The organism is Pantoea sp. USHLN298 (genome assembly GCF_037149395.1).
GTDB lineage: Bacteria > Pseudomonadota > Gammaproteobacteria > Enterobacterales > Enterobacteriaceae > Pantoea > Pantoea astica.
This window is the reverse complement of sequence record NZ_JBBCRO010000003.1, coordinates 384,565-400,226: the sequence shown is the minus strand read 5'-3', so window position 1 is coordinate 400,226 and position 15,662 is coordinate 384,565. Positions and strand designations below refer to the sequence as shown.

15 protein-coding genes are annotated in these 15,662 nt (G+C 37.9%); 9 read left to right on the top strand and 6 right to left on the bottom strand.

Annotated features, from left to right (window positions below; genetic code table 11):
* Positions 1 to 26: 26 nt before the first annotated feature.
* Positions 27 to 926: a DMT family transporter gene (locus tag WFK59_RS09730; protein WP_233987478.1), complete on the bottom strand. Its 900-nt coding sequence runs from the start codon at positions 924 to 926 to the stop codon at positions 27 to 29.
* 180 nt (positions 927 to 1,106) lie between these two features.
* Between WFK59_RS09730 and WFK59_RS09725 the strand changes: the two genes are divergently transcribed.
* Positions 1,107 to 1,991 carry an AraC family transcriptional regulator gene (locus WFK59_RS09725; RefSeq protein WP_336755799.1) on the top strand — a complete coding sequence of 295 codons (885 nt, stop codon included), beginning with the start codon at positions 1,107 to 1,109 and terminating at the stop codon, positions 1,989 to 1,991.
* Positions 1,992 to 2,131: 140 nt separating this feature from the next.
* Here WFK59_RS09725 and WFK59_RS09720 read toward each other — a convergent pair whose 3' ends face one another.
* On the bottom strand, positions 2,132 to 2,437 hold the full coding sequence (locus tag WFK59_RS09720; RefSeq protein ID WP_336755690.1) for a hypothetical protein: 306 nt from the start codon (positions 2,435 to 2,437) through the stop codon (positions 2,132 to 2,134).
* Positions 2,438 to 2,996: 559 nt separating this feature from the next.
* Between WFK59_RS09720 and WFK59_RS09715 the strand changes: the two genes are divergently transcribed.
* Complete coding sequence (locus tag WFK59_RS09715; RefSeq protein ID WP_336755689.1) at positions 2,997 to 3,809, top strand: DUF6387 family protein; 813 nt, start codon at positions 2,997 to 2,999, stop codon at positions 3,807 to 3,809.
* A 165-nt stretch (positions 3,810 to 3,974) separates the two neighbouring features.
* Here WFK59_RS09715 and WFK59_RS09710 read toward each other — a convergent pair whose 3' ends face one another.
* Complete coding sequence (locus WFK59_RS09710) at positions 3,975 to 4,922, bottom strand: toll/interleukin-1 receptor domain-containing protein (RefSeq protein WP_336755688.1); 948 nt, start codon at positions 4,920 to 4,922, stop codon at positions 3,975 to 3,977.
* A gap of 361 nt (positions 4,923 to 5,283) precedes the next feature.
* Between WFK59_RS09710 and WFK59_RS09705 the strand changes: the two genes are divergently transcribed.
* The 7 genes from WFK59_RS09705 (at position 5,284) to WFK59_RS09675 (ending at position 11,511) form a co-directional block, all read left to right on the top strand.
* Positions 5,284 to 5,496, top strand: a complete 213-nt coding sequence (locus WFK59_RS09705) for a helix-turn-helix transcriptional regulator (protein WP_090122790.1) — start codon at positions 5,284 to 5,286, stop codon at positions 5,494 to 5,496.
* Positions 5,497 to 5,536: 40 nt separating this feature from the next.
* Positions 5,537 to 6,160 (top strand): hypothetical protein, encoded by a 624-nt coding sequence (locus WFK59_RS09700; protein WP_336755687.1) that lies wholly within the window; start codon positions 5,537 to 5,539, stop codon positions 6,158 to 6,160.
* A gap of 316 nt (positions 6,161 to 6,476) precedes the next feature.
* Positions 6,477 to 7,697 (top strand): tyrosine-type recombinase/integrase, encoded by a 1,221-nt coding sequence (locus tag WFK59_RS09695; protein ID WP_236352221.1) that lies wholly within the window; start codon positions 6,477 to 6,479, stop codon positions 7,695 to 7,697.
* Positions 7,684 to 8,997, top strand: coding sequence for a tyrosine-type recombinase/integrase (locus tag WFK59_RS09690; protein ID WP_336755686.1), 1,314 nt, complete (start codon positions 7,684 to 7,686; stop codon positions 8,995 to 8,997). The genes WFK59_RS09695 and WFK59_RS09690 overlap by 14 nt, the downstream gene beginning before the upstream one ends.
* On the top strand, positions 8,994 to 10,625 hold the full coding sequence (locus tag WFK59_RS09685; RefSeq protein ID WP_336755685.1) for a DNA-binding protein: 1,632 nt from the start codon (positions 8,994 to 8,996) through the stop codon (positions 10,623 to 10,625). Before WFK59_RS09690 ends, WFK59_RS09685 begins: the two co-directional genes overlap by 4 nt.
* Positions 10,626 to 11,051: a hypothetical protein gene (locus tag WFK59_RS09680; protein ID WP_336755684.1), complete on the top strand. Its 426-nt coding sequence runs from the start codon at positions 10,626 to 10,628 to the stop codon at positions 11,049 to 11,051.
* A gap of 73 nt (positions 11,052 to 11,124) precedes the next feature.
* A complete protein-coding gene (locus WFK59_RS09675; RefSeq protein WP_336755683.1) occupies positions 11,125 to 11,511 on the top strand; it encodes a hypothetical protein in 387 nt (128 codons plus the stop codon).
* A gap of 161 nt (positions 11,512 to 11,672) precedes the next feature.
* On the opposite strand, the gene WFK59_RS09670 is transcribed toward WFK59_RS09675, so the two are convergent.
* The 3 genes from WFK59_RS09670 to WFK59_RS09660 all read right to left on the bottom strand — a co-directional run bounded on the left by WFK59_RS09670 (position 11,673) and on the right by WFK59_RS09660 (position 15,578).
* Complete coding sequence (locus WFK59_RS09670; protein ID WP_336755682.1) at positions 11,673 to 13,526, bottom strand: hypothetical protein; 1,854 nt, start codon at positions 13,524 to 13,526, stop codon at positions 11,673 to 11,675.
* A 203-nt stretch (positions 13,527 to 13,729) separates the two neighbouring features.
* Positions 13,730 to 14,632, bottom strand: coding sequence for an SIR2 family protein (locus WFK59_RS09665; RefSeq protein ID WP_336755681.1), 903 nt, complete (start codon positions 14,630 to 14,632; stop codon positions 13,730 to 13,732).
* 364 nt (positions 14,633 to 14,996) lie between these two features.
* Positions 14,997 to 15,578, bottom strand: a complete 582-nt coding sequence (locus WFK59_RS09660; protein ID WP_336755680.1) for a DUF4755 domain-containing protein — start codon at positions 15,576 to 15,578, stop codon at positions 14,997 to 14,999.
* Positions 15,579 to 15,662: the final 84 nt, after the last annotated feature.

Below are 15,662 nucleotides of genomic sequence, written 5' to 3'. Positions count from 1 at the left end.
GAAGCGGGCCGCAACCCGCCTCCACGTCAGACGATAGCGCGGCGACGGCTTGCCGGCCAGCGGGCAAACATCACCAGGTTGCCCAGCAAAATCATGACAAGGCCAGGGATGGCGCTGACATGCCATTCGTAACCTTCATAGCGAGTAGACAACGCCAGCGCAACCAGCGGAAACAGCACTGTTGTGTAGGCAGCCCGGCTAGATCCGATGCGACCCACCAGCGTAAAATAAGCGCCAAAGCCCAGCACCGACCCGACGATTGCCAGATAGCTCAATGCGCCCAGCCATTGTCCATTCCAGGCAGGCTCAAGCGACACGCCCTGCAGCAGTGACACCAGCGCCATCAGCAGCGCGCCATACAACATGCCGTAACTGTTGGTGGTCAGGACATCACGTTGCTGTCGCTGATGACGCAGGCTAATCATATTACCGAACGAAAAGCCCAGCGTGCCGAGCGCGCTCAGCCCGATTCCCCACATCAATTCGCTGGAGGCCTGAGTGTGACGCAGGTCGTGCCAGAACAGCGCCACAATACCGGCCATACCCAGCACTATCGCTGGAATCAGACGTGGAGAAGGGCGCTGGCCGAAGAAAATCCAGCTATTGACGGCGTTATACATCACCGCCATCGAGAAAATTACTGACTCCAGACCGCTGCTGATATAACCGGAGGCGTAGTAGAAGCAGACAAAGTTGAAGCCGAACACGCAGCCACCCTGCAGCAGGCAAAACAGATGATCGCGCAGGTTTAAGCGATGCAGCCGTTTCACCGCTTTCAGCAGCAACAGCATCACCAGCGAGGCCAGCAAAAAGCGCCAGAATACCGCCACGGTCACGGCGGTGATGCCTGCCGATTGTTGCGCATAGATGGCGATCCAGGTAGTGCCCCAGATCAGAACAACAGAGAGATATAAAAACAGGTTCATGGTCGCGTCCTTTTTCCCTAAAGCACACCAGTCTGCGGCCAGCTGGCGATGGTGTCTTGCATCAGGCTGCGTGAGATTTGCAAAATCTTGCGCATTTTTGAGTCGCCAGGGCGCGGCGGCCTGTTTTCGCCGCCGCCGGAGCCGTAAACTGGCCCTCTGTTCACTGACCCTGACATCATGATGCGCACTTACCAGACGTTTGAAACTCTGCAACGCCATAAAGCGCAACTGCGCGATCGGGTGCAGTTGCACAGCGGCCTGCAACTGGCGGCCTGGTTTAACAGTGGCGATCGCGTGACGACGCTCAGCGATCACCACACGCTGAGTCTCTATGTCGAAGGGGGCTACGATACCTGGCATAAAACAGCCCACGGCTGGCGTAATGGCGGGGCGCCGGATCGTTTCTGTCTGATGCCCGCGGGCATTGAATCGACGTGGGATCTGCGTGCCGATTTGGCCTTTGTGCATCTTTACTGCAGCGAAACGCAACTGCGGCATCTGGCTGAACAGGTCTGGGATCGCAGCCCGGCGCAGTTAAATCTGCATGAAAAAATCTTCTCAGCCGATCCGCGGATTACTCAGCTCTATCGCCACTTTCTGCTGAGCTGCGACTGGCAACAACCTGCCAGCCAGCTGACGCTCAGCAGCGCATCAACCTTATTGCTGACCCATCTGCTGCAGCAATATAGCGAAGTACAGTGGCAGCTCCCTCAGGTGCGCGGCGGTCTGGCACCGGTGGTATTACGTCGGGTGCTCGACTTTATTGATGCGCATCTCGATCAGCCGTTAACGCTGGCCGATCTGGCTTGCGAAGCGGCACTGAGTGAGTTTCATTTTGCCCGTATGTTTCGTCACACCGTGGGCGAAGCGCCACACCAGTTCGTGATGCGTCGCCGTATGCTGCGAGCGCAGTTATTACTGGCGCAGCCGGGCCTGACGCTGACAGAAATTGCTCTGCACTGCGGTTTTCACTCTTCCAGCCACTTCAGCCACCGTTTTCGTCAGGTACATGGCGTGACGCCCTCGGCTTTTCGTCAGGCGAAGCGCCCAGCGCGGATTGAATAGCGGCGTTCACCGCAGAAGAAACGCTTAACCGCAAACTGCGATAATCTGGCATCGCTCTCAGCGGCTGGCGGCTGTGAGGTTAAAGGCAGTCAGATAATAAAAAACCTCGCCGGAGCGAGGTCGTTTTACCCGTCAGGCCGTTACTGAATGGTAAACTGCCAGGAGCCCATCGGCTTGCGAACCAGCATCATGGTTTTTTCCACGCCATCAATAACGACATAATATTGTTCATTGAGTTTGAGGCCTCTGGGAAACGATTCATTCCCTTCATAGCGCACCGTAATTTTATTACCGAATACCTCTGCATCAGCCTCCTGACCAAACTGGGGCAGAGTAATTTTCTTTTTCACGCCTTGGGTCCTCGTTTTAATAAAGCGGGTGAGTGGCGAACCATCCTCGTTGTACAGCGTTGCTGTAATAGTGTAGCCGCGCGCAGAGACGATCACGATACCCCAGCCGCTATTACGTTGATGGAGAAGTCAGTTTACAGCTGATTAGGGCAGGCATATCTGACGAGAAAGTTACTGCTTTTGCGGAGATGCGCTTCCGGTGAGTCAGTTTATCTGTGATGGGCAAACGTCTTATCACATTCAGCTGAGAAGATATCGCCACTGCCGGAACCGGTGGTGCAGAGCTGAAGGTTTGTTTTCACGGCGGCAAGGTTTAAACGTTGTCGTACTCGGTACGGCGCGCGAATTAACGAGGGGTTTGGGGCAGGTAGCAAGGATGCGGCGTGCTGGTGTCCCCTGCAGAAATCGAACTGGTGTTTAAGTTGCTGATTATAAAGTATTTAATTGAAGTTAAACTTTTTATACCATCATAGATACCAACACTCAAAAATAACCTTAAAAACTGTTGTGAGACACTTAAAAAAGCGTCTTAATTATACTCAATTTTATCAGCCGTTGTTACTGTTTCACAGCTTGTTGATTGAAGAGCTGGTTCAAGGTGATGATGAGCTGACTTCTACATTGAGCTATAAAAACACAAATGTAAGGCCTCGGTATGGATACGGTTCAGATCTACAAAGAGCTACAGGCTTGGTTTAACTACGACAACTATGTTGATATTGAGTCTTGCACTTTGAAAGGTTTACATAAGGAGTTACAGGTCAGAAAGAACATCCTCGATTCAATTGAGTTTTTTGGAGAAGGGGATGTTTATTTTGACCAGATCCTTGCAGGTAAGCCTTTAATCAGTAAAACGTTTGATAGCAACACTCATCTGACGGAAAGCCAAACGCACATACGACAAGTTACCTTCAATCATGTTGAAGCACTTAAAAGATCTCTTGGGATGTTCTCTCAGGAATCGTTTGTCAAAGGAACAGATCAACTTAAGAAAGAGGTTAAAGAGCAACCACTCACTCAAAGTATGAGAACTGTTTTTCTGGGAACCAATGAAAGCCGCGTATACACCTACTTTGACCTCGAAAGCTCATCAGATGAAGAAATCATAGGCTCGCTTCGTGCACTACTTCCTGTGTGGAGGAAAGAGTATGGAATCAAGGGCAGGAAGCAAGAGGCTTACGGTCTGGGAAAGATTCTAAAGTTGATTGACTACCGTATTCTTCCAATGATTGATCTGCTCATGTGGGCTAAGTTAAATGATGTCTCTCTTTCAAACACCATCCTTTCCAGAGTGCTTTATCCAAAGCTCACAGATGAGGTTCGAGGAGATGAGCAACTCAAGGACACAGATCGTCCAATAGCTGAGAGAGCTATGTCAGGTGAGACCTGTAAGAACGTTGAAAGTTTCATAAATAAGAATCGTTATCTTATGGATCTATCCGTGTCGGAATTAAGGAAAATTAGCTGATTAGTTTTAATAATTTCACATATAGCAAAAATGTGGCTGTAATGGTTAAATAGTGATGTTTTCAATATATGTGTGGTTAAAGCTGGAAGGGAGTAAAGAAATGTTAGTTCCTATACCCAACCAGCTTTTAAAACTATCTTGAAGTAGATAACATAAATAAATTATTCACGAGTAATGTTTCAATAGATGTTTCAGAGCATGACTTCCATACTCATCATTGATTATGTACATTATGATTTCTTTAGGTTCTAATATAAAAGGTTCATCTTTACGAATCATAGATATAATTTTGACAGCCAAAAGTACTCCAATTGATTCCAAAGCCCACTGTACTTCTTCACAAGCGTCCTCTGGAAAAAACTGGGAAATCATGACCGTTCCAAGAGTTTTCATGGCTGTGCCTGCTGAATAATGATCCCAGTGCCATCGCCCCTTAGTCGGGCAAAATATGTCATTATCATCATTCAACATATAATTCCAGTTAGGGCTATCCCACATCCATTTAGGCGCAAGTAATATCTGAGTATAATTTATACAAATTTGATGTGTAATAGCATTACCAGAAAACCGTAAAGGTTTACGGTAAAAATAATCTAAAGCAGCTCGATGTAAATCATCTTTTTCAATAGTTAATTTTATCCACGTAAGCATTTTGGCTTGAGTTATGTTTTCAGCCAGATGCCATATCGCATTACCAAGATAAAGTCCACGCTCATGTAAATCAGTCAAATCTAAATAAGCTCTCCCTGCAAGAGGAGGGGGGAGTTCTGTAATGCATTTTCTATCAAGAATGATCGGGATAATTTTAACTTCATTGTCGGAGCCGAGATTAGCTAACATTTGCAACTCTCGATGCAGACCTGAATTTACTTTTTTTGCAGAAACAATATAATCTTCATCACAGATGCAGAAAACTTTTAGAGGAAAGGAAGAAAGAGCATTTTTTATCATCGAATCTATTGATTCGCCAAATCCAATACTATCTCTATCCCAGAAAACATTGTATTTAAAATCGATGCTGTTGACTACATGATCTCTTATCCATTCTTTTTTCTCTGCTGAACCACCCCAAGCATATGAAATGAAAATTGTAGTATCACTTTTGCTATCCATAACGGATCACCATCTGATTTGAATAGATTTGTTAAGCATTTGAGGATCATTCTAAAGATTGTATAATAGAATGTTAAGCATATTAATTCATTTCGGAAAGAGATTTTATCAAAATGGTTAAATCAACTTTTAACTCAATCAGGATTCTATAAAAAGTTAAAGGTCTGCATGGTGCTGAGCAAAGAAGATACTGCCTTTACCATTTTTTTCGTATTCATTCAAGGTGCGTAAGAAAATTTAGTTTATACCTAAGAAAATTTCGACTACTTTCTAGACGAAGAAGCAATTTCCACATAATCCCTTCAAAGCCCACTCCCGTCTCTTTAGTATCAACTCATCGACAAGACGAGGAGATACAGCAATGACTACAGTAACTACAAACACCACACGACTGATCCGCTTACCTGAAGTGCTACATAAAACCGGTTACAAAAAAGCATGGATTTACCGATTGATTTCCGAAAATAGATTCCCTAAACCTATCAAATTAGGTTCGAGAGCTGTGGCCTTTATTGAGATTGAAGTCGATGAGTGGATTTCTAACACCATTAGCAATTCGAGAACAGCTTCATAGTTAGGCTCCAGACGAACAACATCGACAAAGTGAGGACAACGTGGAAATTAAAGAATTCATGAAAATTGGAAACCTTTCAAGGCTTGTCAGTCAAAAAAACTTCGATAAGATTTTCGATGCTGAAGCTATCAGGTTATTACCTGTGAATACATTGAGTAAGAAATCCGCGGAATGTTTAAGCTATTACCTCGAAGATAGCAAATACAATCCATTCCAGGTTTTACCTGAGTTAAATGAAGATAGTCGAAACTATATCTATGAAACCATACTGTCAGTGATCAAATGTAATAAGCTACTCAGAAAGTTATCGAAGAAAATCACACTGAATGAAATTAATATTGCTGTAAAAGAGACTGAAAAGGGCGAAGACCAGGTATTGCTCTGTAGCTTAAGTGTGCAAAAAGGGATGCTGGATCATTATGTGAAAACAATGCCGGATCTTCTCCCAGATGAAGATTCATTTATGACAGATGACATGAATTTTCTTAAGCTAAGCACTGAAGATATAACGAAAATTTTGCTGTGTGACATGTTGGAAAGAGGAGTATTGATGATTCATATGGGAGATGAACTCCGCAGTAAAGCTAAAGTTATTCAAGAGGAATACTGGAAAGAAGTAGAAAATATTTACAACGGACAAACGACAATAAAAATTATTATTTAAAATGTCATCGTTCCAAAAGTGTAAAGTTTTAATATCAAAAACTAGTAAAATTTAACAGAATACTTTCCAAATTATTTTTTTGGAGCTGCTGTATAACTTATGCAATAAGGCTTTATTAGTTTTTCTTCTTGAATCGGGTATGACTACTTATAACTAGCCGTACTGGTTTCTTTCACGTGAAAGAAATTTTTTTAAGTATCTAAATGGATTATAAATAAACTTAAAAATAACAAAATAAAATTGCAAAATTTAAATCGATAAAATAATGATAAGCCGTAGTGATTACTAAATGTAAAGTTTTCGGAGGGTTATTACAATGTCATTCAAAATAAAAAAATTTGTCATGAGCAGTGGAGAACGAGGTTGCTTAATTCTCAACAAAGAAACACTGCTACCAGTTTACTACCAGAACCTTTATCTCACAACTAATGTCAGGAACAGAAGTGCGACTGCATCAACGATGGAGATAGTTGCAACGAACCTACTTATCCTTAGCAATTTTATGAAAAGTAGGAAAATCAAAATCATTGATAGGATTGAAAGCAAGCTGTTCTTGAGTGTAGCCGAAGTCGATGACCTGATACGGTATGCAAAGCAAAGATTCGATCAACAAAAAATTCCGAATGTAAGATTACTCAAAGGAAAGCAGATTGCTACAAGAACTTTTAGTTACAGGATACACGTTTTTTCAAATTACCTAAAATGGTTGTGCGGATTGATTCATTCTATGAAGGGAATCCATGCCAGATATGAAATCGATACTTTCATAGAAAATTTGAGAGCACATCTCCCACGAAATAAATCACACAGCATGAACGACAGAAAAGACAAATCATTGAGTGAAGAACAAATAAAAACTCTGTTTAAGCTGTTGGAAGTTGAAGGGAGCCAAAACCCCTTTCAGAAGGAGGTTCAAGTGAGGAACAGGCTCATTTTTACCTTGCTACTGAATTGTGGGATGAGAGCAGGTGAATTACTAAATCTTAAAGTAAATGATCTAAATCTTAGAAATAACACACTGAGTATCTTCAGAAGACATGACTACATTGAAGACCGGAGGCTGAATCAGCCACTAGTCAAAACTGGCGAAAGGATAATCCCATTATCAGACGATTTAGTGATGGAGATCTTCGATTACATACATACTTGTAGAAGTAAAATTACTAAAAAGAAAAAACATGACTTCCTATTTGTAACTCATAGCGCAGGTAAAACTGTAGGAGAACCATTATCTGTTTCAGCATATGAGAAAATAATTTCAACTATTAAAAAAGCAAGCCCGGAATTAAAGGATTTATCAGGGCATAGATTGAGGCATTCATGGAACTATTTCTATTCAAATGAAATGGATAGTTCAAATTTGGAAATCAGTCGAAAATCAGGATTGAGATGCTATCTCATGGGGTGGTCAAAAGATTCTAAAATGTCTGAAAACTATAATTTCAAACATATATCAGAAAAAGAAAAGGAAGTTATTGGAAGAGTTTATGAATCTTTGAAAAAGATAACTGAGGGTCAATATAATGGAAACATGTAATCTAAGAAAAGAGAATCTGGTTTTTGCAACGATGCAGGGGTATAGCTTCAAGCTTTCTGATATCAAATGGCAATTAGATAAAGAGACTTGTATTTTCCCACATAAGATTGCCGACAAAATGCCAGAGTCGATGCGTATTGGTTACCTTACTACCTTGGCTTACTTTTCGGCTGAATACAGTGCAGGTTACACAAAAAACATAAACCAGATTTTTAGTCAATGGTTAGGGATGATAGACATTAAGACGATAGATGCTAATGCGGTTTATCAATTTAATGTTAGTTTAGGCCCTGAGAAAAACTACAAGCTCAATTCTATAAAGAAGTTTCTAACGAAGTGGAAAAAGCTCGGTTATGTAGGAGTTGAAACCTCAGCTTTAACAATGCTGGCAAAAATAAAGGTTAAAACTAATTTGACAGGAGAAGCCGTCAAACGAAGAGATCCAAATAGTGGACCGCTAACTGGAGAAGAACTGGAAATCGTTCTTGAGAGTATCAGCAATTTGTTGAAAGAAGAAAAAATTCCTATGTATCTTTATTGCTATGTGATTCTTTTAGCAACCACGGGAAGGAGGCCATTACAGTTAACGTCCTTAAAAGCGAAAGATCTAATCAGAACGGGAGAAGGTTGTTTTCTAAATATACCTAAAGTAAAACAAAGGAAGGACTTTAGAAGTGAGTTTAGCTTGGTAAGTATCGATGATTGCCTTTATGAGAAACTAACAACCTTGATTGATATGAATCAAAAACATATTGAAGATGGTGATAGTCAGAGTATTGGTCATATAAAAAATGAATTACCTATATTCATGGATGTAAAAAAATTCGTATCAATTCAGTCTGGTCAGAGTTTAGATACCATTATGGCAACTGATTTTTTACATATGAAGAATTCATTTATCTCAAGGAAACTAAATATCTTGACTACTAAATTTAACATTTGGTCATCAAGAAATAACGAGGCTATACGGCTTAATGCAAGACGATTCAGGTATACCCTTGGATCTCGTTTAGCAAAGGAAGGAGCCTCAGTTGAAGTGATCGCTAAAGCATTAGACCATAAATCTATTAACTCATCAGGGATATACGTAAAAAATAGCCCAGATAATGTTCACGATATTGATATGAAACTTCATTCATTTTTTGAACCTTTATCGAAGATATTTCTTGGTGTCGATAGCACACAGAACAAGAAACTCTTTACAGAATACGTTTTAAATTCTTTTGGATTTGCTAATTTTAATCATGAACACATAGAGTGTTTTACCTGCAAAAATTTTAGAGCTTGGAGTCCTGAATGACCAATGTGATTTTATTTGAGCCAATAAATACTAATAATCCAAAAGTAAATGTTGAGAGTTTTATTAAATTTTGCAAGAGTAATTTTTTTAATACCAGCTTAACCAGTTCTTGGGAAAACAATGTATGGAAGGGGTGTTACAGATTCAATAAATTTGACATGAAGGATAATCGAAATAGCAAAGATAGATTAGATGATGGTTTTATTGATTTTGCTAAGGCTTATATGTTTCATATTCACTCGTTTAACAAGTCAAAGTTAAACCAGAATGCTTTGGCAATGTTGAAGATCGTTGAGTTTGTGTTATTGAAATCATACGGTGAAGCTAACGTAGTCAAGTGTAATAATAACATTTTTGATGAGTGCGTAAGAGTAGCAACGGCTAAATATACGAAATTTACAGCAGTTGGAATTGGTAAGGAACTTGAGAAACTATGTTTATTTTTGAGTGAAAACAGAATGATAAGCTCATCATACTTTTTTTGGGTAAATCCGTTAAGGCATAAAATAACTCAAAGTTGGCAAGGTTATGAACCTTCGCTGGAAGGGCACTCAAAATTACCAGATATAAAGTCCGTCATAGCCATTGCGGAGATTTTCTCAAAAGATGAAAGCCAACTGTCTGTGAGGGACATTTTCACAACGTCTGTTCTTGCACTCCTGATGTGTGCACCAGGACGAATCTCGGAAATATTAAGCCTTCCTGCGGATTGTGAGATTACAGAGCATGATGAGAACGGCATTGAACGATATGGTTTAAGGTTTTTTTCAGCGAAGGGGTATGCTGGAGACATCAAATGGATTCCTTCAGTAATGGTCCCTGTAGCTAAAAAGGCTATAGCCCGGTTGAGAAAGTTGTCCACCCATCCAAGGTTTGTTGCAAAAACGATGGAAGGGAAGGTCCCTGAGTCATACAGACATGAACTCTTTACTAAAAAGCCTCAAAATTTTCCCTGGTATGATGAAGAAAAGAAAATCAAATATTCGAATGCTTTATGTCTGTTATTTGAGGGGCAATTATGTCAGAAAATAAACAAACATTTGGCACCTTTGTTCAGACCCACTGCTCAGTTTTTTAGAATGGATATTGATGCCTTTGCAAGTATCAAAGGCACTACCAACCTGTTTAAAAGACACGGTTATATTAACGAAGACGGTAGCCCATATTCGCTAAGAACGCATCAGTTGAGACATTTACTAAATACGTTTTCCCAGATCAGCGGTATGGACGAGTTTAGCATCGCCAGATGGTCTGGAAGGAAACAGGTCTCACAAAATGTTTCCTATGATCACCGATCACACTTACAAATGATCAATCTCATGAAGGATAAAACTTCAATCGGACCCGGTAACAGTCATAGGAAAAAAGAAATAGCTGTTATGGACATAACTGATTTCGATTCATTGAAGAATGGAGCTGTGCTCGTCACTAAGCACGGTTACTGCAAGCACTCGTATGCTTTTGATCCGTGTGGTTATTATCCACTACAAGACTCTGGAAAGGATCATGAACGACTAATGATAATACATAATGAAATTATTAAAAAAACTCATCATGATAAAAATGATGGGAATATCAATGCTGAAAAATGGTATGCGTTTCAAACTAAAATAATAAAAGGAGTGTAAATGGCTAAACATATTACTGGTTATGATGAGAAATTGATAATGAATGTTATTAATACCTGGAATGACGATGAGAAGCTGACTTGGGAGGTCTTATGCGACGAGTTGATAAAGATCATCGGGAAGAGACCTTCGAGGCAATCTTTAAGTAGTCATATTAAAATTGCGGATTGTTTTAATTCAAAAAAGAAGCTTCTCAAGTCTGGAGTGAAAGAAATATGTGCGGTTAAACCTGCTAATTTAAAAATTGCTTGTCAGAGAATAAAAAGGCTCGAAACTGAAAACGAAGCTTTGATAGCATTGAATAATAAATATTTAGAGCAGTTTAAGATATGGCTATATAATTCTCATTTAAAACAAATGACAGCCGAAGAACTTAATCGTCCTTTACCTAAAAAAGATATTCAAATAGAAATTGATAGGTTTTAACTATTGACATGATTGAATATTATGATATTTCTTTAAATGTCAGGATGACATTCACAACAGCAAGGATGCTACTATGAATAAATTAAACAGGTATTTGCCAGATCAAAGATTTTTGATTTTACTCAACAGATTTATAGTGAGATATGATGAATCAGAATACAACAAACAGAAGATTGTAAAAGATGCATATCTCTTTTGTGTCGGTTACTTTTTAAAGTATCAGCAGGACTATGAAAATCTTCACCTTACAGGATCAAGCAATATTATTGCTGTTCTCTCATCGGCATTACTTAGCCCTAATTTTCATAACATACCGAACACCATCAGCCTCGAAAGGGTTCTGTATTTTTATAAGTTTATTATCGAATACATTATTTGGCATGAGTGTGAGGTAGAGAAAATATTTGAAGATCATTCTCTTAATTATAAAAAGCAATCTCGAATAAAAATGAAAAAATGATCGGACGGACTCGTCTCTGAAAAGGACATAACAAGCATATATCAGATGCTTGTTATGTTATAAATATAAGTGGCATTGCTAAAAGTAAAAAAACTATTATATTTTTATTGCTTTCTATGGTCACCACCAAATCGTCCAATGAAATTAAATATGAATGTTATTTATAATATTTCACGGGTTTTGAATTTTAGATGATACTTTTCTTGATTTTCCTTATCATAGTTTAATGCCCAAATTAGTGAGCTTGTATCAAAGATGAAAATTATTATACTATCATCTCTTATATGCTCAGCTATGGCCCATAAAATGGCGTGGCACCTATTAAACAAGTTATCTAATCTCTGGGAGAACAAATAGTTGTACATATTCCTTAACTTCTCAATATCACCAGCATTTATTTTCTCAATATCATTTCTTATAATAATCTCATATTTCCAAATTAATGCCTTTATTATATTAAATTCACTATTGTCGGTTCTTATTATTTTATCAAGATTTATAAGCTTATTTGTATCATTTTTGAATTCATTCATTCTAAATAGAATGTTATTAGCGAGTGTTTTATATCCTTCATTTCTGGCTTTGATTTCAAGTGCTTCTAACTTTTCTATCTTTTCTTCCCTATCTAAATATGAAAACAGAATCATTTCTGCCGTCATATAAGATACATTTTTTCTCTTCTTTTTTGATGTAATTTCTTCGGCCATTTCTTTGGCCTTGTTCTTATTTGTGCTTTCAAGCAATAATAACTCCTCAGAAGTTATTAAATTTATGACGAAGTTATCTTTAACTTTTAGAGCTAGTTTTTTGGCAAGGTCTAAATTAGTTCTTGCATCTTCATATTGATTTAGCATCCGTTGTGAAGATGATAAGTGATAATAATATCTATGAGTAGGTAAATTATGAAATTCGAAAATGTTAATTAATTGTGTGCAAGAATTTATCGTCTCTTTGAATCGTGATGAGTTACTTAAAGAATATACATACGATTCTGCTAAATAAGGGATTAAATGCTTAATTGAATCTTGATGTGATTTCTTTATCTCTCCAATTTCTTTTCCAATTATGCTTCTTAGGATTATACATCCGTTATCACCCTCGGAGTTGAACTTAGAGTCAATTATTTTCCTATTAGTTGAGTTTATTTTAATGCCATCCTTAGATTGAATAATAGTAATATTTATAAATGCTTTAGATATTTCATAGATTTCATCTTGGGTAAGTAATGACAGAATATAATCCCTGATTATAGGGTTTATTTTGGTGATAATATTTTTATAATCTAATTTTATTGACTTTGCCAGTGCCAAATCTATTATTTCTTCTATGTCACCTAATTTAATATTTTTGCCTATTTCAGATTTTCTTATATTTGTTAGAGTCTCGCCGTTTTTTAAAACAGAAAGGATAGTTAACAATTTATATGTGTTTTCTTTTTCAGGATTTATCTTTATTCTTTTAATTTTATTTATAGTTGAAAGTGTTAAGCTATCATCATTGTATATAGAATCAAATATAGTATTATCAGCAAGAACTTCGTCGATAGAGGTTATTTCACAATAGCTCATAATTTTTTCGAGCTTTTTCACAACTCCATCGCTCATCTCGAATACTCTATTAATATCCTGACTACTGATACCCTCAATATATTTCCTCAAGACAATTCCGGTTTCTTGTAGCGACAATTCATTGAGTTTGACATGATAATTATGAAAACTTATTAAGTTAAATTGTGAGGTGAATATGAATTTTATGTGTTTACCATGTAAAAAAGCGGTTGATGTAATATTTAATAGATACGTAACCGCTTCACGACTCATTGAATCATCAAGGTCACTGAATATAAAAAAACAATCAAAAGCTGATAGGGGCATGTCATCTTTAGTTGAATTAATTATAATAGCTATATCAACACCAGTCCCTGCTTTTATTCTATCATCAATGTCACTCTTGTTTTTGCAATTAGATAGATTAACCTTGAATAATAAAGGTTTTAAAGACAGACCGGTATACATAGCTCTTATAAAGCCTATTTCGCCGAATCCTACAGATGACTCAATAAAAACAATTCCTTTGTCACTTAGCTTTTCAGTTGCAACCCTTTTTTCAAATAATCTTATTTCTTGATAATTGTATTTACTCTCCTCATCATTAAAATTGTAATAGATCAGTTCACTATCTGTTTCAGTTCTTACATTTACCTCTTCTTTTTTGTTTTCTAATTTAGTTTTTTTTTAAGAGTGTCAAATAGTGTATTACAGTCAACGTTTTTGAAAAAGCGAACTAATCCTCTTGCAATTGCGGGTTCAAGAATATCAAATATCTCTGAGTATTTAGAGATAATCATATCATTTTCGTTTTGGTAGAAGCACCATACGATACTATATTCTTCCTTAGAATCCTTAACTATATTGGCTAAAGTTCTTGTAAAACTATCATCCCAGCCACTATAACCCATTATATAGATTTCATGGGTAGTTAGCATTTGCCGTATAGATGCTTCCAATAATTCTCTTTTTACCGTTAGCTGATTACTTTCATGCATAGTTTCACCATGGTTATGAATACCATGAAGATGAATGATGTTTATATTCTCGTTTTGAGCAAGATTTAAGTTAGAATCAGCAATAATACTTACGGAGTTATGTTTTTCACCAACATTATCAATTTGATTCTCAATTATAGAGTCAAAATTAGTAGTAAGAATATTTTTGCAATTTAAGGTTTTTGATTGTATTAGATCGATAAAATCTACTATTTTTTGTGGGATCTTTTGTCTCCCATTTTCATCTTTGTTCTCATCAATAATATAGTCAATAAATAATGTGACATCTTCGCTTCTAAAAACATCATTAATATATGAAAGGGTTTCTTGATATTTTTCGGTCCCGTCATAACCACTTATATGTTTAACGTAATCATCTCGCTTTGATTTGCCGTGTCTTTCATGTATGAAAGTGCCTGCCAAGTCAACTACTTCGGAAACGCTAGCGATGCCCGCACCATTTTGCTTCGCGGTGATAGCCGAACCAAACATAAAGGCAACTTCTGCTCCATTAAGCTGCTCAATTCTGCTAATCAACAATGAGCAGTCACTAATGCGCATTTTTCTTTTCGACATACATTTTCCTTTGAAACAACATGTTTGTACAAATTTTCTTATATGTAAAAAAATTTTTCAAGTTCTACTTTGTGCATTTTCGAGGATAAGCATGAGGGTATTTAGCAATTCGTGCTATCAATGGTTGATTTTTCTTTACTTATTAAAGGTTGGTATGTGTGGATAGTTTTTTTCAGCATCATAAAATCTATAACAGTCTAATCTTTGATTATATTGAGGCATCTATATTTGTATTTTCTCTTAATCATCTTATTCATGATTTATCTGCCTATTAATTAGGCATATGTTATTGTTTGCTTTGATTTTTTTGAACAAAAAAGCCATGTAAAAACATGGCTTTTAGTTGAATAACTTTTTGGAATTTTTACCGATTTACTACCTTATCAAAAACATGCATCCATCGTTTTAACTGAATTTCAGTGTCCCGGATGCCTTCTTGTGAGTTGAAGTCACCCTTTTGGGGAAAGAACATTACTCTCCATTCTGGATACTGAACATCGTCCACTGCGATGTAAAAACCTGACTCCCTGAAATCATGAGTGCGGTCAAGTTCTTTGTTGATACCAGCCCGTTCTCTCGTAGTAGACAAATTGTATCGCCACTCTTTGATTGCTGAGAACGGATAGGTCTTTTGTTTGTTCTCTTCCTTGAGATGGATAAGTCCTCTTTGCTGGTCGAGTTTCATAGAAGTAGAGCCAAATTCATGGCTCCACATTCCATCTTGCTCGCCAAAATGGTCCCTGGTGCTGGCATTCCACTTTTTGATGCGGAATTTTTTATAAGCAAACATCATGAGCATGATGCTTGCGAAAACCCATACGATTGCAAGCTGGACCAACCCCTGAATTCCAGAGAAATAGAAAATGACAATCGGCAGTGCAATAGCAATCCACACCCGTTTCATCATCAGGAAGTTGGGCTGTTTTACTTCAGTTGTTGCTGTCATAGATTCTTCCAAGGTTAGTTTCACTGAATCGAAGGCGCACGTATGCATCAGCTTATTCTGCTGATAAATCAGTGTGCTATGTGT